The organism is Rhizobium sp. BK619, from assembly GCF_014195245.1.
Classification (GTDB): Bacteria; Pseudomonadota; Alphaproteobacteria; order Rhizobiales; family Rhizobiaceae; genus Rhizobium; species Rhizobium acidisoli.
The window spans coordinates 677,181-693,635 of record NZ_JACIBH010000001.1 but is presented as its reverse complement, the minus strand read 5'-3'; the positions used below and the strand labels follow the sequence as shown (position 1 = coordinate 693,635).

General features: G+C 59.2%; 19 protein-coding genes and 3 pseudogenes. 10 read left to right on the top strand and 12 right to left on the bottom strand.

Features of this window, described 5'->3' with window-relative positions:
* Positions 1–114: 114 nt before the first annotated feature.
* Positions 115–1,041, bottom strand: a complete 927-nt coding sequence (locus FHX14_RS03340; protein WP_184376274.1) for a LysR family transcriptional regulator — start codon at positions 1,039–1,041, stop codon at positions 115–117.
* Between the two features lie 83 nt (positions 1,042–1,124).
* Here FHX14_RS03340 and FHX14_RS03335 point away from each other — a divergent pair, with 83 nt between their 5' ends.
* On the top strand, positions 1,125–2,144 hold the full coding sequence (locus FHX14_RS03335; RefSeq protein ID WP_184376272.1) for an NADP-dependent oxidoreductase: 1,020 nt from the start codon (positions 1,125–1,127) through the stop codon (positions 2,142–2,144).
* Between the two features lie 81 nt (positions 2,145–2,225).
* The gene (locus tag FHX14_RS03330; protein ID WP_184376199.1) at positions 2,226–2,642 is read left to right on the top strand and encodes a hypothetical protein; all 417 of its coding nucleotides are present in this window, start codon (positions 2,226–2,228) and stop codon (positions 2,640–2,642) included.
* 23 nt (positions 2,643–2,665) lie between these two features.
* Here FHX14_RS03330 and FHX14_RS03325 read toward each other — a convergent pair whose 3' ends face one another.
* Positions 2,666–3,301 (bottom strand): TetR/AcrR family transcriptional regulator, encoded by a 636-nt coding sequence (locus FHX14_RS03325; protein WP_246713344.1) that lies wholly within the window; start codon positions 3,299–3,301, stop codon positions 2,666–2,668.
* 49 nt (positions 3,302–3,350) lie between these two features.
* Here FHX14_RS03325 and FHX14_RS03320 point away from each other — a divergent pair, with 49 nt between their 5' ends.
* A complete protein-coding gene (locus tag FHX14_RS03320) occupies positions 3,351–3,773 on the top strand; it encodes a hypothetical protein (protein WP_179611323.1) in 423 nt (140 codons plus the stop codon).
* 340 nt (positions 3,774–4,113) lie between these two features.
* Here FHX14_RS03320 and FHX14_RS03315 read toward each other — a convergent pair whose 3' ends face one another.
* Positions 4,114–4,374 carry a BON domain-containing protein gene (locus FHX14_RS03315; RefSeq protein WP_184376197.1) on the bottom strand — a complete coding sequence of 87 codons (261 nt, stop codon included), beginning with the start codon at positions 4,372–4,374 and terminating at the stop codon, positions 4,114–4,116.
* A gap of 193 nt (positions 4,375–4,567) precedes the next feature.
* On the opposite strand from FHX14_RS03315, the gene FHX14_RS03310 reads away from it, so the two are divergent.
* Both FHX14_RS03310 and FHX14_RS03305 read left to right on the top strand, forming a co-directional pair.
* A complete protein-coding gene (locus FHX14_RS03310) occupies positions 4,568–4,867 on the top strand; it encodes a BON domain-containing protein (protein WP_184376195.1) in 300 nt (99 codons plus the stop codon).
* Positions 4,868–5,047: 180 nt separating this feature from the next.
* Positions 5,048–5,259: pseudogene (locus FHX14_RS03305) on the top strand (DUF1236 domain-containing protein); the annotation flags it as partial.
* Between the two features lie 249 nt (positions 5,260–5,508).
* Here the strand turns inward: FHX14_RS03305 and FHX14_RS03300 are convergent.
* The gene (locus FHX14_RS03300; RefSeq protein ID WP_184376193.1) at positions 5,509–5,820 is read right to left on the bottom strand and encodes a DUF982 domain-containing protein; all 312 of its coding nucleotides are present in this window, start codon (positions 5,818–5,820) and stop codon (positions 5,509–5,511) included.
* A 240-nt stretch (positions 5,821–6,060) separates the two neighbouring features.
* Here FHX14_RS03300 and FHX14_RS32955 point away from each other — a divergent pair.
* Positions 6,061–6,162, top strand: a pseudogene (locus FHX14_RS32955) (aminoglycoside phosphotransferase); the annotation flags it as partial.
* Positions 6,163–6,713: 551 nt separating this feature from the next.
* On the opposite strand, the gene FHX14_RS03295 reads toward FHX14_RS32955, so the two are convergent.
* Together FHX14_RS03295 and FHX14_RS03290 are read right to left on the bottom strand one after the other, a co-directional pair.
* Positions 6,714–6,953, bottom strand: a complete 240-nt coding sequence (locus FHX14_RS03295) for a hypothetical protein (RefSeq protein WP_184376191.1) — start codon at positions 6,951–6,953, stop codon at positions 6,714–6,716.
* 146 nt (positions 6,954–7,099) lie between these two features.
* A complete protein-coding gene (locus tag FHX14_RS03290) occupies positions 7,100–8,059 on the bottom strand; it encodes a LysR family transcriptional regulator (protein WP_184376189.1) in 960 nt (319 codons plus the stop codon).
* A 101-nt stretch (positions 8,060–8,160) separates the two neighbouring features.
* Here FHX14_RS03290 and FHX14_RS03285 point away from each other — a divergent pair, with 101 nt between their 5' ends.
* Together FHX14_RS03285 and FHX14_RS03280 are read left to right on the top strand one after the other, a co-directional pair.
* On the top strand, positions 8,161–8,916 hold the full coding sequence (locus FHX14_RS03285) for an SDR family oxidoreductase (protein ID WP_184376187.1): 756 nt from the start codon (positions 8,161–8,163) through the stop codon (positions 8,914–8,916).
* Positions 8,917–8,950: 34 nt separating this feature from the next.
* On the top strand, positions 8,951–10,048 hold the full coding sequence (locus FHX14_RS03280) for an alkene reductase (protein WP_184376185.1): 1,098 nt from the start codon (positions 8,951–8,953) through the stop codon (positions 10,046–10,048).
* Positions 10,049–10,345: 297 nt separating this feature from the next.
* Here the strand turns inward: FHX14_RS03280 and FHX14_RS03275 are convergent, their stop codons facing one another.
* On the bottom strand, positions 10,346–11,578 hold the full coding sequence (locus FHX14_RS03275; RefSeq protein ID WP_184376183.1) for a serine hydrolase domain-containing protein: 1,233 nt from the start codon (positions 11,576–11,578) through the stop codon (positions 10,346–10,348).
* A gap of 605 nt (positions 11,579–12,183) precedes the next feature.
* Here FHX14_RS03275 and FHX14_RS03270 point away from each other — a divergent pair.
* Positions 12,184–12,378, top strand: a complete 195-nt coding sequence (locus FHX14_RS03270) for a hypothetical protein (RefSeq protein ID WP_184376181.1) — start codon at positions 12,184–12,186, stop codon at positions 12,376–12,378.
* 390 nt (positions 12,379–12,768) lie between these two features.
* Here the strand turns inward: FHX14_RS03270 and FHX14_RS32950 are convergent, their stop codons facing one another.
* The 3 genes and pseudogenes from FHX14_RS32950 to FHX14_RS03265 all read right to left on the bottom strand — a co-directional run bounded on the left by FHX14_RS32950 (position 12,769) and on the right by FHX14_RS03265 (position 14,496).
* Complete coding sequence (locus FHX14_RS32950) at positions 12,769–13,035, bottom strand: hypothetical protein (RefSeq protein WP_246713343.1); 267 nt, start codon at positions 13,033–13,035, stop codon at positions 12,769–12,771.
* A 440-nt stretch (positions 13,036–13,475) separates the two neighbouring features.
* Positions 13,476–13,732 (bottom strand): annotated as a pseudogene (locus FHX14_RS32945) (ATP-dependent DNA ligase); the annotation flags it as partial.
* 173 nt (positions 13,733–13,905) lie between these two features.
* Positions 13,906–14,496, bottom strand: a complete 591-nt coding sequence (locus FHX14_RS03265) for an SOS response-associated peptidase (protein ID WP_184376179.1) — start codon at positions 14,494–14,496, stop codon at positions 13,906–13,908.
* 56 nt (positions 14,497–14,552) lie between these two features.
* Between FHX14_RS03265 and FHX14_RS03260 the strand changes: the two genes are divergently transcribed.
* Positions 14,553–15,050 (top strand): SOS response-associated peptidase, encoded by a 498-nt coding sequence (locus FHX14_RS03260; protein WP_184376177.1) that lies wholly within the window; start codon positions 14,553–14,555, stop codon positions 15,048–15,050.
* Here the strand turns inward: FHX14_RS03260 and dinB are convergent.
* Together dinB and FHX14_RS03250 are read right to left on the bottom strand one after the other, a co-directional pair.
* On the bottom strand, positions 15,047–16,138 hold the full coding sequence (gene dinB / locus FHX14_RS03255; RefSeq protein WP_184376175.1) for a DNA polymerase IV: 1,092 nt from the start codon (positions 16,136–16,138) through the stop codon (positions 15,047–15,049). The two genes, FHX14_RS03260 and dinB, sit on opposite strands and share 4 nt — an antisense overlap.
* Positions 16,135–16,401: a hypothetical protein gene (locus FHX14_RS03250; protein ID WP_184376164.1), complete on the bottom strand. Its 267-nt coding sequence runs from the start codon at positions 16,399–16,401 to the stop codon at positions 16,135–16,137. Before FHX14_RS03250 ends, dinB begins: the two co-directional genes overlap by 4 nt.
* Positions 16,402–16,455: the final 54 nt, after the last annotated feature.

Here is a 16,455-nt window from a genome sequence, read left to right as displayed (position 1 = left end):
CGAACCAGCGCTCAATCTCAAGCTAGGGCATATGGATAAGTCAGAGCTTGACGAGGAAACCCGGAAAGGGCTCTTCCAGCAGCTCGAATAGAACGCGTTTATCCCGAGATTCATTCAAGGGACCGCACCCATTCGCTCGTCGAACACCTCCCGCAGTTGGGTGATGAAAGCGCGAACGGCGGGATTGGCCTTCCGGCTTTCGGGCCAAAGCGCCGTGATGTTATGCCGCTCGACGGCAAATTCGGACAAGACCGGAACCAACTCTCCACGTGCTACGCGTGGCGCCGCGACGAAGGTCGCGGCAATGCCGATCCCACCACCCGCGGCGAGCGTTTCCACCAAAGCATCGCTCGCGTCGACGACCAGCCTGGACTGCGGCAAGATTTCGACCGTTCTTTCACCTATCCGGAAGGGCCATCGAAACGCCTGACCCGAACTCTGGTAACGGAGACTGACGGTCTCGTGTCCTTCCAGTTCATCCGGATGCCTCGGTATTCCTCGAGGCGCGAGATAGGCAGGGGAAGCGAAGGCGCATAGCCGGTGGGGCGCCAGCTTGCGCGACAACAACCGCGTGTCCGCGAGATCGCCGATACGCACGGCCACGTCTATGCCTTGCTCAATCATATCGAGGAATTGGTCGCTGAGACGAAGATCGACGCTCACCTCTGGATAGAGCTCTCGAAAGGCCGGTAGCGCCGGCGCTATTACATGTATGCCGATTGGAAGCGAGGCCGCGATCCGCAGGGTGCCCGACGGCTCCAGCCGCGACGCCGTCGCCGCCTGCTCGATGGCTTCAGCGTCTTCAAGCAGCCTGAGGGCGCGCTCGTGTAGCTCGCGGCCCTCTGGCGTAAGACTGAGCGATCGGGTCGTACGGGTGAAAAGGGACACGCCCAGCCGCCCCTCAAGCCGTTGAATGCTTTTGCTGACCGCCGAGGGCGAGACCGCCATGGAGCGCGCCGCAGCCGCATAGCTGCCCAGAGACCCCGCCCGCGCGAAAGCGATAAGACCCGTCAACCGTTCCAGAGCAATTCGTTCCTTCATGGCATTATTAAAGCGAAGCATGCCCTCATTATCAATCGGCGATCCGGGGCTATATGAGCCACGTCAACGTTATCATGGAGATTATAGTGAGCCAATTTATGAAGGCAGTTCAATTTCATGGGTTCGGTGGCCCTGAGGTGCTTCGGTACGAGGACGCCCCCAAGCCTCAATTGAGTTCTGGCGAGGTCCTCGTCCGGGTTCATGCAGTTGGCCTCAATCCACCAGACTGGTACCTGCGCGAAGGCTACAAGATGCTGCCGCCGGAATGGCAGCCGAAGGTAGCGTTTCCTGCTATCCCAGGAACGGACATCTCCGGTGTGGTCGAAGCCGTCGCACACGATGTGGGGAAGTTCTCAGTCGGCGACGAAGTCTATTCCATGGTGCGCTTTCCAAGCGGCCTTGCAGGCGAGAGCAGCGGCTACGCCGAATATGTGAACGTACCGGCCTCGGAACTTGCCCGCAAGCCAGCGGGTATCGATCACGTCGCGGCCGCCGGAGCGCCGATGTCAATGCTCACCGCATGGCAGTTCATGATCGAGCTGGGCCACAATGAGCAAAACCCGCTGCAGCCGAACCGGCATGAGCCGGTGCCGCTCGATGGCAGGACCGTCCTCGTCAACGGCGCTGCCGGGGGTGTCGGCCACCTCGCATTGCAGCTGGCAAAATGGAAGAGGGCGCATGTCATTGCCGTTGCTTCTGGTAAGAACGAAGCGCTTCTGCGCCAGCTGGGGGCCGACGAGTTCATCGACTATAATACAACGACTCCGGAGCACGCGGTTCGTGATGTCGATCTTGTCGTCGATGCAGTCGGCGGTCCGAAGACAGGGCGCTTCCTCGGCACATTGAAGCGCGGGGGTGCACTATTCCCGATTTTCCCTTTGGGCTTCTCCGGTGCCGACGAGGCGGAACAGCTGGGGGTCAAAGTCTCAACCACTCAGGTGCGCTCGAATGGCGCGCAGCTAGAGCAGATTGGACGCCTGCTTGACGATGGAAGCATTCGCGTCGTCATCGACAGCACCTATCCGCTGGCTGAAGCGTGGCGGGCCCACGAGCGGGCTGCAAAGGGACATATCCAGGGCAAGATCGTCCTCACAGTCGAGTAATCCCGCGGACATCATGAATATAACTCGATTACCGCCGCTGAGCTCGGCGGGGTCACCGTACGAAAGAGGGATTTGATCAACATGGACGCGAAGATCCGCCAGGGGACGGCCGCCTGGTTCGACATGGTGGGCCAGACGATGTGCGAGGCCGCCTTGCGGGCAGAGCTGGCGCCTGATCTTAACCTCACGCTCATCGAGCGCTATACCGACGGCATCGAGCTTGCCGACTGTCTCATACAAGGTCTTCGGTTCGATATCATCGACGGCAGGCCATCATTCAGAAGCGGAGCTCGCCGCGACGAACAGGGTGACATCATAATACAGATAACGGCCGCGGCTGCGCGGGAACTCAATCTGCTGCACAACGCTGATCCGCAATACCCGAAATCTATTGAACGTGTCTTGACGACGGGTGAAATGCAGGTGGATGGCGATCCCTCGCTGATGGGCAGTTGGTTGAAGGCAGTTCATGACCCCATTGTCGACCGAACGAAATAGGCCGCCAGACGCGAGAGCCTTTTCTATTGTGGGTCGCAGTTCATGATTATCGTCGCAAAGAGAACGCGCTTGAACTGTTCGATAGGCTTCGGACTGCGATCGACCTTCATCCGCATCATTGCGCCTTCCCAGGATGCGAGCACGAATGTCGCGACATCGTCGGCATCAAGATCATTCCGGACTTCGCCTGCCGCCTGCGCAGCGCGAACTGTCGATGCGAAAGACTGCGTTAGCGAGCGGCAGACATCAACCAGATGTTCCCTCAATATTTCGCTGTGTTCCGGCATCTCCAGACTCATATTGCCAACCAGGCAACCATATCGCCAGCCCGCGGCTTCAAGCCATGTGGTGATCTCGTCGAAATAGGCGCGCAGCCGTTGCGCAGGTGCGCGGCTCTCGTCGCGCAGTGTTCTGTCCATGATAGCTTGCGTGTTTTCGTGGTAGCGGTCGAGAATCGTGACCGCGAATGCTTCCTTTGACCTGAAATGGTTTGTGAAGCAGCCCTGGGGCACGCCGGCATCGGTAGTAATTTCCCGGATGCCGGCGGCGGCGAACCCGCGCTCGTGGAGCGTGTTAACGCCGGCTGCAATGATTTTTTCTTTAAGAGAGGGTCTTGGCATGGACAATAAATACAGTTGGACGTATTCAAATGCAAGCAACCTTTAAGGCTCCATCATGGCGGAGCTTATCAACGATCAGGAGTCGACCATGGGAACGACCGAATACAGCCGAGAAGCCCTTGAGGCAGTGGCCGAAACGCTTGCAGAGGAAGGACCTGTATACATGATTAACATGGTCCGTTATCGCGCCGAAGCGGACTATGGAGAGGAGAGGGACCTTCCAGCCTGTTCGGGCAGGGAGGCTTATTTCGAACGCTATGCCCCGGCCTTCGCTAAGGTGGCGCAAGGGGAGGACTATTCGGTTTTCTTTGTCGGCAACGTTCGCGGGATGCTAGCTTCCGAGAATGGTGAGTCTTGGGACGACGTGGTGATCGTCCGCTACTCCGCCTTCTCGGCCTTGCGTCGAATCCTGGAAAGCGAAGCATACAAGTCGGAAGCGGCGCCGCACCGCGGAGCGGCTCTGGCCGACTGGCGCTTTATCGCAACAACCAGTCCTTTTACGGCAGGCTGATTACACGCTGTCATCAGTACGGCCGTCATCAAGGGCACATCCGCAAAACGGCGACTGCCGCCGCTTTAGCCAACTCTCGCAATAGGTGGTCCCTCATCAGCCGACAGCTATGTCCCGTAGCAGGATGCGATCATAGCAAGGGTCCGAGTGATCCACCAACCCTGGGGACTTGTTCACCGCGCTCGCCATCTCTCATCCTGATGCTTAGCGCGATGCGAGTTTTGCGCACAGCCCTGACTTCCGTTAATCGCCGAGGCTCACTGGCGGCCATAACCCCACACGTGCGCCGAACGCAGCCTGTTTCTTTCAATTCGCGAGACCGAAAAACGAACAGGAGCGATCACTCTTGTGCGGGTAAGGTATATGCCATCTCCTCGCGGTCTCGCATTCTGTCATGCACGTTTTCCGGGCCTGCGATTAACGCGGCAATGGCCGTCGCCTTCTCCCGATCACCGTAGTCCGCCACATAGCCCTCCAGCAGGACGCTTCTGCCCACCATACTCACGGAGATCGACGAGCTTTCCAGCTCTGGTTCCTTCGACACCGCCGCCTGCACGCTCGCAAGCTGATCGTGGGCGAGGTTTTCCGGCTGGAAAGTCATGGTAATCCTCCTTCGTGATGCGAAGGAAACAGCGGGAAGCCAATTTAGTTCAGAGCTGGGACTTAGGTCCTAGCGATGGATCGGGCAGCAGGGGCGGACCTAAGTCTGACCAAGGGAACCGAAGGAGTGCACTAAGATTAAGGATGCATTGAACACGAGCTTATCCCGAGGGAAGGCTCGGAAGGAGTGCGCCATGAAATTCGGTTCCGACGCCTTCACGCACGAACAATGCTGCTCGCAGGGCCACAGTTCTGCTTCCACAATCGCAACAATTCAAGTCGCGCTTGCGGCCGATCCGGACATCGACTGCAGTGCGATCACGATCCAGATGCTTGGTCCAGTCGTTGTCCTTGAGGGCTACATCACAAGCGCGGCCGATCGCGATAAGGCCATCTCGATTGCTGCGATAATCGTGGGAATTGAGAACGTCCACGATCGAATGCTGAGCCGCGTTACATCCAGTGAGCCCGAGGTTACGAAACTATGGGACTAACGACCTGCGGCCCCCTGGACTGAAGCCCCGGTCTGGAACAGACGATCGTGATCGGCAGTTCGATCCGACGGCGAGGATTGTCCGCTGTCAAAAGGAGGAAACGTCATGAATCTCAGAACAGCAGGGATCGCGGCCGAGACACTCATGGCCTCAAACGCAGTCTTCGCGCAGTCGGCAATGCCCCCGGAGAAGGTCATCACCTTCGTACAAAAGGCTCCGGCTCCTAAGAAACGGGTCGTGATCAAGGAGAAGATCGTCGTCGGTCAACCGCTCCGGACACCGTAGTCGTAACCTCGATTCCGGATGAAACTGGCTACGCCTACGCGATCGTCAATGACGAACGCGTAATTGTCGAACCCTCCGCCCGGAAGGTGATCAATGTAATCCAGTAAGGACCTCACCGTCTACCGAAGGCGGCGCTTACCGCCTCCGGCCCAGACGTTTGGATGCTCCGTGCGCACGGCCGCGATCAGCTGTGGACTAGATATCGCCCGCTACTTCATCCGTGCTCTTCGAGACGCTGGTCGGAAGGCGTGGCCGGACGCCGATATCGAAGAAAACCCGGCACTTGATGAGGGCAGCCATCCAAGCCCCAAATGAACGCATCATACTAGCAGTCCCCGTGACGTTACCGATAGCGATCAGGGTAAGGCTCGGCGCGACGCGTCTGGTCGCCGCTCGGGCGCTGGCTCCTCAACGACAGTTAGAGCTGTAATACCCGCCTCGTCGGCCGCACGCAGGAACGCGTCCCGAAATTGTTCCGCAGCGATCTGACCGCTGATCGCATCGACGCAAGCCTTCACCGCAGTGACATATTCTTCGCCGTCGTCGAAAGGCCAGTCCTTGAGAAGCACATATGCAGCGTCGCCGAGGGTGCGGACGATCCTGTGGATTGGCCGACCGCGGAGCGTCAGCCCGATGGGTGTGAATGCAGAGGTTGCGTCCCAGTCCATGTTCTCGACCGCTCAAGGCAGGGATCGCAATCCCCAAAGAGCACTATACGCGTATATTCCGAATCCGTAATTGACGATTGGTTACCTAACGTGACCGGTTGTGAAGGTATGCGGCAGGAGAGGAGCGGCTCTCTATGATTTGATATCGGAGCGACCTACGCTACATCGGCCTTTGTTGGGACGATTGCCAAACCTTCCGCTATTTCTTTCGTAATGATCGGGCCGCCAAGGGTATCGCCAATGGGATGGGAAGCACTCGGGAACTGGGGCGAAGACGCGGTTCGCATTGACCGATTTACGGGTGGAGTTGCCAACGACGTGTGGCGCTTTCGCGTCCACGGTAACGACACTCGTCCACAAGACACATGCTCCATCGCCGGCGTGAAACCCGCCAAACGGAGCGCCCGCTATCCCCAACGCGAGCCTACGACGAAGGTTCCTCACGCTTATTTTCAATCATTCGGAGGTCCAGTGCCTGGCGCAACTGGGACGCTGACAGGCCTGTGTTTGCACTCAAAAGATCAACGGCGGCAGCGTATGCGGCTTGCGCGCAATCCCCGCCTGCGTCGATGGAGTTCGCGCCGCACCAGTCGGCTATCACCTTCGCGAGCATCTCTATGTGCCGCTCGTGGCTCACCTAAGGCAAGAGCACGTCTGATCTCCCAATCGGCCTCGCCCTGCTAAAATCGCCGACCGGAGTATTATACGCTTTGTATTGCGCGATGGTATGATGGTCGCACGGGCCGAGGTCGGAATGGCAGCGACAATCGTATCAGTCCGCCGGCTTGCGCTTCTGCTTAAAATCAACTGCCGCCGAATATGGCCGATAGTATCCTTCCTGGAGGCACCGGAACTATCCCTACATACGTCGCGGCACCGAATTGAAAGGCCGATTACCGTGCCAGCGACTTTCCAGAGAGCAGTTGCCAGATGCGACGCATCTTCTGGAGCCGTGAGGAAATCCGTTCCTTCGCGGGAGGAACCAACATGCCGTTGCGGAAATCGGCCCAGGCCTGGGCTTCCAGCCTCGTTTTTTCGGTTGAACCTTCCCGGTCGACGAGTGGACTGCCGGTCTGATGATCGATGACCGACCACATTCCGTTTTCGAGTGCTTGTATCTCGTAGCGCTGCATACTGAAGCCATAGAGTGCAAGCGTAACATCAACCTGAAATCCCTTTGAAATCAACTCGAGCGACGCATCGCTTCACATATACTTTGGTGAGATGGTGAACCCCGGGTTACCCGCGAGCAGGAACACAGGAATGCCTTCCGCATACTTCACGACGGTAGGGCAGCTTCGCTAGCGGTGAAGGTGCGATCCCATGCGGCCTCGGCAGGGAAAACTTCTCCGAGAAAGGCGACGAATGCCTTCACGGTGGGGTTTCCTCGGCGGCTCTCGGGCCAGAGCGCGGTAATGTTGAAGCGATCGACCGCGTATTCCTTGAGAACAGGCACCAGTTCGCCGCTCTCAAGATAGGGGGCCGCGATATATGTCGGGGACATGCCGATACCGCCGCCTGCGACGACAATGGCGGCTACGGCGTCACTATTGTCGACCACGATCGTGGCGTTCGGAACGATTTCAAGGACCCGATCGCCGACCTTGAACGGCCAGCGCAACGTTTGGCCCGAACTCTGGTACCGGAAGTTGACGCAGTCGTGCTCGACAAGGTCCTCCGGTCGCGCGGGAACTCCACGTCGTTTGATGTAATCCGGCGAGGCGAATGCGCAGACGCGGTTCGGCGCGAGCTTCCTGGCGATCAAGCGCGAGTCCGCTGGCTCGCCTACGCGGATCGCGACGTCGATGCCTTCCTCGATGATATCCGTGAACCGGTCGCCGAGCCGAAGGTCCACCGAGACTTTGGGAAAGCGCTCACGGAAACGGGGCAGGGCGGGCGCGATGAGGTTAGCGCCGATCGGCAACGGCGCAGTCACCTTGAGCGTGCCCGAAGGTTCGCCACGTGCCGCGACGGCCGCCTGCTCGATTTCTTCGGCCTCGCGAAGGAGGCGGAGCGCGCGTTCGTGAAGATCGCGCCCCTCGGCTGTCAACGTCAGCGAACGCGTCGTGCGGCTGAAGAGGCTGATCCCGAAGTGTTCCTCAAGACGCTGGACGCTTTTGCTGACCGCGGAGGGCGAGACCGATAACGAACGCGCCGCAGCCGTATAGCTTCCTAAGGAGGCTGAGCGGGCGAAAGCGATGATCCCCGTCAACCTGTCAATTCCGATTTGTTCCACCATGGAACAATTAAAACGAAAAGCGACCCGATTATCAAGTGGGATGATTGGATTTAATTCTTACTCATCGGCTGGACACAGGCCGCTAACAAAGGAGAGACGAAATGAACCAGACAGTTACAGTTCCCGCAGGTAACTCCACCTCCTCGCTTGAAGGCAAGAAGGTCGTCATTTTCGGCGGCACTTCCGGAATCGGCCTCGCTGCTGCCATCCAGGCCAAGGAAGCCGGCGCGAAGGTCACCGTTATTGGTAACGATCGTCAGCGTGCGCAGCAGGCTGCATCGGAGAATGGCCTTGACGATTGGCGCGCAGCCGACGTGACTAACCCGGCCTCGATCTCCGAAGCTGTGGCAACCGTCGACCGCGTTGATCACCTCGTCCTGCTGGCAGGCACTTTCGTCGCCGGCCAGGTTCTCGAGGCCGACGTTTCTTACCTCAAGCGGGCGTTCGACGAGCGTATCTGGGCGGCAGTTCACACCATCCGCGCTCTCGGCGACAAGCTTGCCGAAGACGCATCGATCACCTTGATTTCCGGCGCTCTGGCAGATCGTCCGAACGCATACGGCACGGCCATCCTGGCATCGGCCTCCGCCGCGATGGAAGCCTTCGGACGTGGGCTTGCCCTCGAACTCGCGCCGCGCCGCGTGAACACCCTCTCTCCTGGCCCGATCGACACTCCGATCCTGTCCAAGACCCTCGGCGAAGGCCGTGACTCCTATGTCGCCTCGCTCAAGCAAACGCTCCCGCTGCACCGCCTCGGTAGCGCTGAGGAAGCCGGGGCCGCGGTCGTCTTCCTGATGGCGAATGGCTGGATGAACGGTGCCGTTCTTAATGTTGACGGAGGATCGCGCCTCGTTTGAGGCGCGCATACCGCTTTCTCTCAAGGAATTGCCCATGACCAGCTTGTTTGATCCAATTGAACTAGGCGCTATCAAGGCTCCCAACCGTGTCCTCATGGCTCCAATGACCCGCGCGCGGGGCACACGTGGCCACATCCCAACCCCGATCATGGTCGACTATTACGCCCAGCGCGCGTCTGCCGGCCTGATCATCAGCGAAGCCATCGGCATCAACCAGCTTGGACTTGGCTGGCCGTATGCCACGGGTCTGTGGCTGCCCGAGCAGATTGCCGAGTGGCGAAAAATCACCGACGCGGTCCACGAAAACGGCGGCCGGATCATCGCGCAGCTCTGGCAAATGGGTCGCGTCGTCCACTCGAGCTTCCTCGACGGTGGCCAGCCTGTGTCCGCATCGGCGACGACTGCGCCCAGCCAAGCTCACACCTACGACGGCAAGAAGCCATACGAGCAAGCGCGTGCGCTCGGCGTCGACCAGATCGCAGAGATCATGCAGCACTTTCGTGACGGTGCGAAGAACGCAATGGAAGCCGGGTTCGACGGCGTCCAGCTGCACGCTGCCAATGGTTATCTGATCGACCAGTTCCTGCGCGATAGCTCGAACTTCCGCGATGATCATTACGGCGGATCGATCGAAAACCGCGTCAGGTTTCTGCGCGAGGCCACCCAAGTGGTCGTCGATACCATCGGCGGAGACAGGACCGGTGTCCGTCTGTCGCCTAACGGCGAGACTCAGGGCGTCAAGGACAGCAACCCGCTACCCGTGTTCATTGAAGCGGCTGAGGTTCTGTCGAAAATCGGTATCGCCCACCTTGAACTGCGGGAGCCGCCCTTGACCGGCACGTTCGGCGTCGGTGACATGGACCCGCTCGCTTCGCAACTCCGGAGCGCGTTCAAGGGTCCGCTGATCCTGAACTCCGACTTCGATATGGCTCGCGCGCAGGCCGAGCTGAGCGCGGGGATCGGCGACGCCGTAGCGTTCGGACGCCCGTTCATCTCGAACCCCGACCTGCCTTACCGGTTGGCGGAAGGCATTCCGCTCGCCGCGGACGATGCATCGACGTGGTTCACCCAGGGCCCCGAAGGCTACATCGACTATCCTTCTGCCGCCCGAGCAGTGGCGAAGTCGGCATAGGAGGCTTCGATGACCACCGCGGCCGAAAGCGTGCCGTTGCAGTTGCCGACATCCTGGCTGGGTGTCGGCTCCTCGCCATCGGGGCCTTTGCACCGGGATGAGACTAGCCCTCAGGACCGGATCGGCGAACCCAAGGCTGTGCGCGTGAGATACTCTCGGTAATCAGCCAACTTCCACGCACCGCTGCGCGATGCGCCTCCAGAAATGCTCGCGCATCCTCTGGATACATTTCCCGAACCGATACCGCCTTCTGCTGCACGTCCACGCCCCGTCAACTCCGAGACTGCGTCCACCTCTTCAGGCCCCTGTCAACGCACCATGGACGAGTGCCCGCAGCTCTTTGCGCACCGGAATGGCGCTTGAGGGCAGCAGTTGCGTGAAGAGAATGACAACCATGTCGTCGACAGGGCTTACCCAGAAGAAGGTGCCTGCCGCGCCGCCCCAGCCATAGTCGCCCACCTGCGCCGAAATTTGTGCCTTGGCCGGATCAAGGACGACAGAGCCCAACAGACCGAACCCGACCCCATCAAACTGGGTTTCGGACCAAACTTCGGCTGCCAGCGAGGCAAGATCGCCCGGCAGGTGATTGCACGCCGCCAATCTCAAGGTGCGGGGACTGAGGATGCGTTCGCCGTTGAGTTCACCTCCAGCCCGCAGCATTTCGGCGAACCGCCAATAGTCGTCGATCGTTCCGACGAGCCCGCCTCCGCCGCAGAACGTGTCAACCTTGCCTTGCCGCCATTCCGAAACCTCCGGCGCTTCCTGCAAAGCCATTCCGCCAGCCATGGCCTCATAGAGCGGGGGAAAACGGCTGATCTCAGACCCCGGCACAGAAAAGCCGGTGTCGGTCATGCCGAGGGGCTCGAAGATGCGAGTCGCGAAGTACTTGTCGAGCGTCGTTCCGGAAACGACTTCAACGATGCGGCCGATGACATCTAACCCGGTGCTGTATTGCCATTTCGTACCCGGCTCCCATTCCAATGGCAGCTCGGCGATCCTGCGCACCATCTTGTCGAGCCCACCGTAGGCAAGGGCGAGGCCGAGTTTTTCTTTGGCATAAGCTTCGCCGAGTATTCCGGGATTCGTAAAAAGGCTTAGGCCAGATGTGTGGGTCAGCAGATGACGGATCGTCATCTTCGTTTTGACGGGCACCGTTTGGTCGAGCGTGGTTGCGTCCGGTATCAGAAGTTGCCTATTTTTGAATTCCGGCAGGTAAGCTTCGACCGGATCGTCGAGATGCACGCGCGCCTCCTCGTACAGCATCATCAGCGCTACGGCGGTGACAGGCTTGGTCATCGAGTAGATGCGGGCGATGAGGTCGCGCTGCCAAGGCCGCTTGGCTTCGACGTCGGCGTGCCCTGCGCAGTCGAAAAAGGCGAGTTCTCCATGACGCGCGATGAGCACCGCACCACCCGGCCAGCGCCCGGTGTCGGCGTATCGCTGCATCCACCGCTTCAGTCGCGCCAGCCGCGCCGTGTCGAAGCCGAGGTGCCCAGGGTCACGAACTGGTTCGCTGCCAAATTGACTCATCGCGCAAATGTCCTGTCGCAGGCGAAGGTCCTTTGGACGATCCTGCGCTTTCCCCGCATTATTGCAATAGTTGCCTGCTTGGAGCGAGTTCACTGTGCTTCATTTTGGCCGGGATTCCCTTCCATAATCCTGTCGCGGTTGGGATACAGGAGCGTATGGTGTCTAGGGTATCGCAACCGCTTCGGCGCTCGAAAGGCGCTCGCTTAGCGGCTATGTCTTGCGCGGTTGGTTTGCGGTAAAACTTCGGGGGCCTTCGATGATGGGGTCGGACGAACGTACATCATTTATTACTTCGCACCTGCGGTAATTGTCATACGATTTAAAACGCTAAATAATCACAAAAATCAGTTGCTTGCTCGATGTTTCTCGACTACCTTTTTACAGGGGAACTCCGAAATAACCGGCTCTCGCCGACGCTACTCAGTGGTCTTTGACCTCGCTTGAGGGGAGGATGATGACGTTGTTTTTCCGACTTCGTTTCTTCGCAATGGCGCAGCCAATGCGTGATCTCGTCTCGATCCGATACCGACCTACGACGGCAATCTGACGCGTCGTAAACCAACCCTTTGTTCCAGTTTTCCAAGATGGTGCTCCCGAGGTTTGTTATGCAGAAGCAAGCTGTCGTATTCAATGGTCAGGAAGTCGGGATCGCGGTCCCTGTCGAAAACCGCCTCAAATTCATCGCTGTCCGCTTCAATGTCATCGATTTGGACAACAGGCTCTTCGACACGGTTACCGAAATCCGGCGCGCCATTACAGAGCATCTCGCGTCCAACGGTCGTGCGATCACCTCGCACTGACGCCGAATGACGCTCCCTACCTCTGTCTGCGAGGGTATGAATTGGGCCTGCTTTCGGATTTGGCGATTGATCTTGACGACCTCGAATCCCTCCAGGCGATCATCGTCGATGCATGCAATGAGCTGAAGATTTCTCCAGATCATCAGGGCTTCGTCGCTCGAGTCTTAGACTTGCACTCCCAGGGCCATTCCCGGGAGGAAATCCTCCGAAGTCTTAGGGTGGAGTTCGCGAGGCCCCATGACCATAGGCAGAAACACACCCTTTCAACCCTGAGGATAGGATAGTTTCCACGTGGGTGTCGGCGCTATCCTGCTCACGAATAATGAGGGCCTCGTGGAGCGAGACCACAAGCGGCCGTTTGTTTGGCGACGATAGGGCAGTAGGATATCGTTACTCCCGAACTTCGAGACTGTCTCCGTATTTCAGGGCAAGCCGCCTGCAATCTTCGCAATCAAGCTCAATGCCGTCCAGTGTGACCGTCGCAGCCGCCGTGCTGCAGACAGACTGATCCAAGCTGGCGACACGAAGAATGGCGTTGCCAAGCAGCATATCACATGGAGCATGCTCTATTTCAGGGCCGCCGACGCTGTGCGAGACAATACCCCGCACCGTGGCAAGCCACTTCCGCTTTCGGATGATAGTTCTGTCCTCGACCATGAGCGAGCCTCTACCGGAAACTCGGTCATTTAACCTCGAACTGACCGAGTCAGTGCTAGGAAAACACGTTTGAGAAATCCTTGTTCCCCGGGGAAAACCACAGTCGATCAGGGTCGGCGGAAGAACTGGTTTGGGTGCAGCCGACGCTCATGGCCGAGATTGAGTACCGCGCCCGGACATACGATGAAAAGCCGCGACGCGCCGCGTACAAAAGCTTGCGCGAGCGACAGGACAATGCCGCGTTACATAGTTGACTGAAGATCGTCGTCGCGGCTTACAGGGAGCAAAGCCACGAGAAATCGCCAGGCTCTATTCGATTGTATCGAATATGGTTGTCGGGGCAGGGATTCGAACGCCGCGTCACAGCTCGGAAGCTGGAAGCAACCTCGGAATACCCGAGGAATGAGGAGAGCGCCGCGCTCCGATTACGCTTACGCCCGGCCACCCCGAGTAAGGACGCGGACTCGCGTTGGCTCCACGTGGATCGCGAGACGATAGCCGTCCCATTTCACCCCGTAGATTCCATTGCGGGTCTTGGTTTCGGCACGAGGAGCGCCAGGCATGGCTCGACACGATCTGGCATCGGATCGAATGGCAATACCGGCTGCTTTGGGTCGCGTGGTTTCGTGCGGCTTCGAAGCGGCGCTTCGGCGGCGCCCAACAGCGGCTGCGTCTTCTTTCCTGGCGGCTTGGTCATGCTGGCAGTGCATCAGAGTGGATCTGAAGAGTCGAGTCCTTCAGTCGAGTGATCGGGATTAGTCATAATGCCGGGGCGACGAGACCGGGATCGCTCATGCCAGCACTTGTCTATACGGCTTTCCGGAACAGGCAAACATCCGTTGGAGCGAGGCAATATGGCTGCCCCGGGGATTACCCAACCTGTTCCACAGCGAGGGCGCCGGCGGCAAGCGGCGTGATCAACGACTTTGCCGAAACGGTCGGATCGAGCCAGCCAGCCCATGCGTCGCGTTCGAGGATGACGATTTGCCGGTCGTGGTACGGGGCGATGTCGGGACCTGGCGCCATCGTCAGCATGGTGAAGGCCTGTCCGACCTCCGGGGTTTCGCGCCAGATGCCGGCGATGCAGAAGATCGGCTCGTCCTTCTTGGTGAACAGCCATTTGTCCTTGCGCTTCTTTTTCGGGTCCTTTGGATCCGTGAACTCGTAAAAGCCATCGGCAATAATCAGGCAGCGATTGGAGGTGAACTCCCGACCTTCCGACCGGAAATTGTACACCGGCCGCTTATTCGGTCCGGGCCAGCTCCAGCGCCGCTGCACGAGCTCGACCTCATCGCCGGGTCCATCGATCGTCCTGACGATGGGGCCGACGTCGGTGATCTTGATGTCCTCACGCGCTTCGAGGTTCGGTACGCCTTCACCAAAGCGGATCTTGATCTTCAGGTCGGCGAAGTCCTTCGCGATCGAAGCAGCGTCCACCATCAGCCGATAATCATTGCACATGCGTCCCTCATTACAGGTTGGTTGCTTCGAAAAGTTGTTCCTGATATGTTCTATCTATGATGAGCGCGAAGGTTTTCCAGTCCGACGCCCCGCTCGACGAGCGCCGCGTCATCATAAGACGCCATGACGGCGATGTGGAGATGGTGGAGCTGCCATGGGGGCTGCGTCCCCGCGAAGGCGGTCCGCGCGCCGTCAACGTCATCCGCTCGGAAGGACGGAGCTTCCCGAGCCACCGCTGCCTGGTCCCCGCCTCGGAGTTTCGCCATAGGAGCTTCAGCTTTTCGCTCGCCAACGGCGACTGGTTCTATTTTGCGGGGATCTGGCGGCCGGCGGCCGACGATTGGCCGGAGGCCTATGCCGTCCTGACCATCGAGGCCAACCCCGATATCGCGCCGTTCCACGACCGGCAGATGGCGGTGCTGACGCGCGACCAACGCATGGTCTGGCTCGACGGACTTTTTCCCGAAGAGGAAATCCTGCGGCCGCTGCCGGCGGGGACGTTCGGCGTCAAGCGCCACACCGGCGCTCCTGCCCAGCCGATGCTGGCGGTCTAAAGCGCCAACCGCAACTGCGGCTCCGTTCCAGAGGTCCGCCGCTCCAGCGACGACAGGGTAACGCCGACCAGACGAATACCCTTGCGCGGCGGAAAGATCGGCGCCAGCAGCAGGCCGACGATCTCCTCTAGGTCGGTGATCGCTGCCAGAGGTGCGGGAGCGGTCTTGCTGCGGGTGATCTGGTTGAAGTCGGCATATTTGACCTTGAGCGTCACCGTCTTGGCACCAATCCCATTGGCCTCGCAATAACCCCACACTTTTTCGATCAATGGCTGAAGCCCTTCACGGGCGGGTTCAAAGGTATGGAGGTCCTGGGAAAACGTATCTTCCGCGCCGACGGATTTGCGCACGCGGTTCGGCTTGACCTGACGCTCATCGATGCCGCGGGCAATGCCATAAAAATACGGTCCCGACTTCCCGAAATGCTCCACCAGGAATTCGAGGGTCTGCTGTTTCAGATCCGCGCCGGTGTCGATCCCGAGCCGATGCATCTTTTCGGCCGTCGCGGGTCCAACACCATGGAACTTCTTGACGGGGAGGGCCTCGACGAAGGCCGGCCCGTTCTTCGGTGTAATCACGGCCTGGCCGTTCGGCTTGTTCAGATCGCTCGCCATCTTGGCGAGGAACTTGTTGTAGGAAATCCCGGCCGACGCGTTGAGGCCGGTAATCTCTTTGATCCTGGCGCGGATCTCCAGCGCGATCTCGGTGGCGATCTCCATGCCCTTGAGATTGTGCGTGACATCGAGATAGGCCTCGTCGAGCGAGAGCGGCTCAATCATCGGCGTATATTCGGCGAAGATCGCGCGGATCTGCTGCGACACCGCCTTGTAGACATCAAAGCGCGGCGGCACGAAGATAAGATCCGGACATTTCCGCTTTGCGGTCACCGACGGCATCGCCGAGTGGACACCGAAGACCCGCGCTTCGTAGCTCGCCGCCGCCACTACGCCGCGGGCAGCCGATCCGCCGACGGCAATCGGTTTGCCGCGCAATTCCGGATTATCGCGCTGCTCAACCGAAGCGTAGTAAGCATCCATATCCACATGGATGATCTTGCGCGGCCGATCGTGACCTTCATCGTCTCTCATGACTGGCTCCCATTAGGACCATCTATGTTGTCCAGACATGGGAAGTGTGCGCCGCATTTGTCACCTTCCGGCGTTTGCATGCGCTCGCAGCCCATGGCCATCCTACGGCGAAGGACCGCGAAGCTCACACCGGCGCCGAACACTTTCACCAACAGCTTGCGCTCGATCGCGCCATGGCGGTCACATCGCCGACAGATGAATTCGATAACCGGCTCACGATAATCCTTCAGTCTCAGATCACTTAACAGGTCCGGTCGGGCCATGCGAAAAAATTCCTAATTCAGTCATCGGATTGAATCTGTTCATCGAATCCGTCG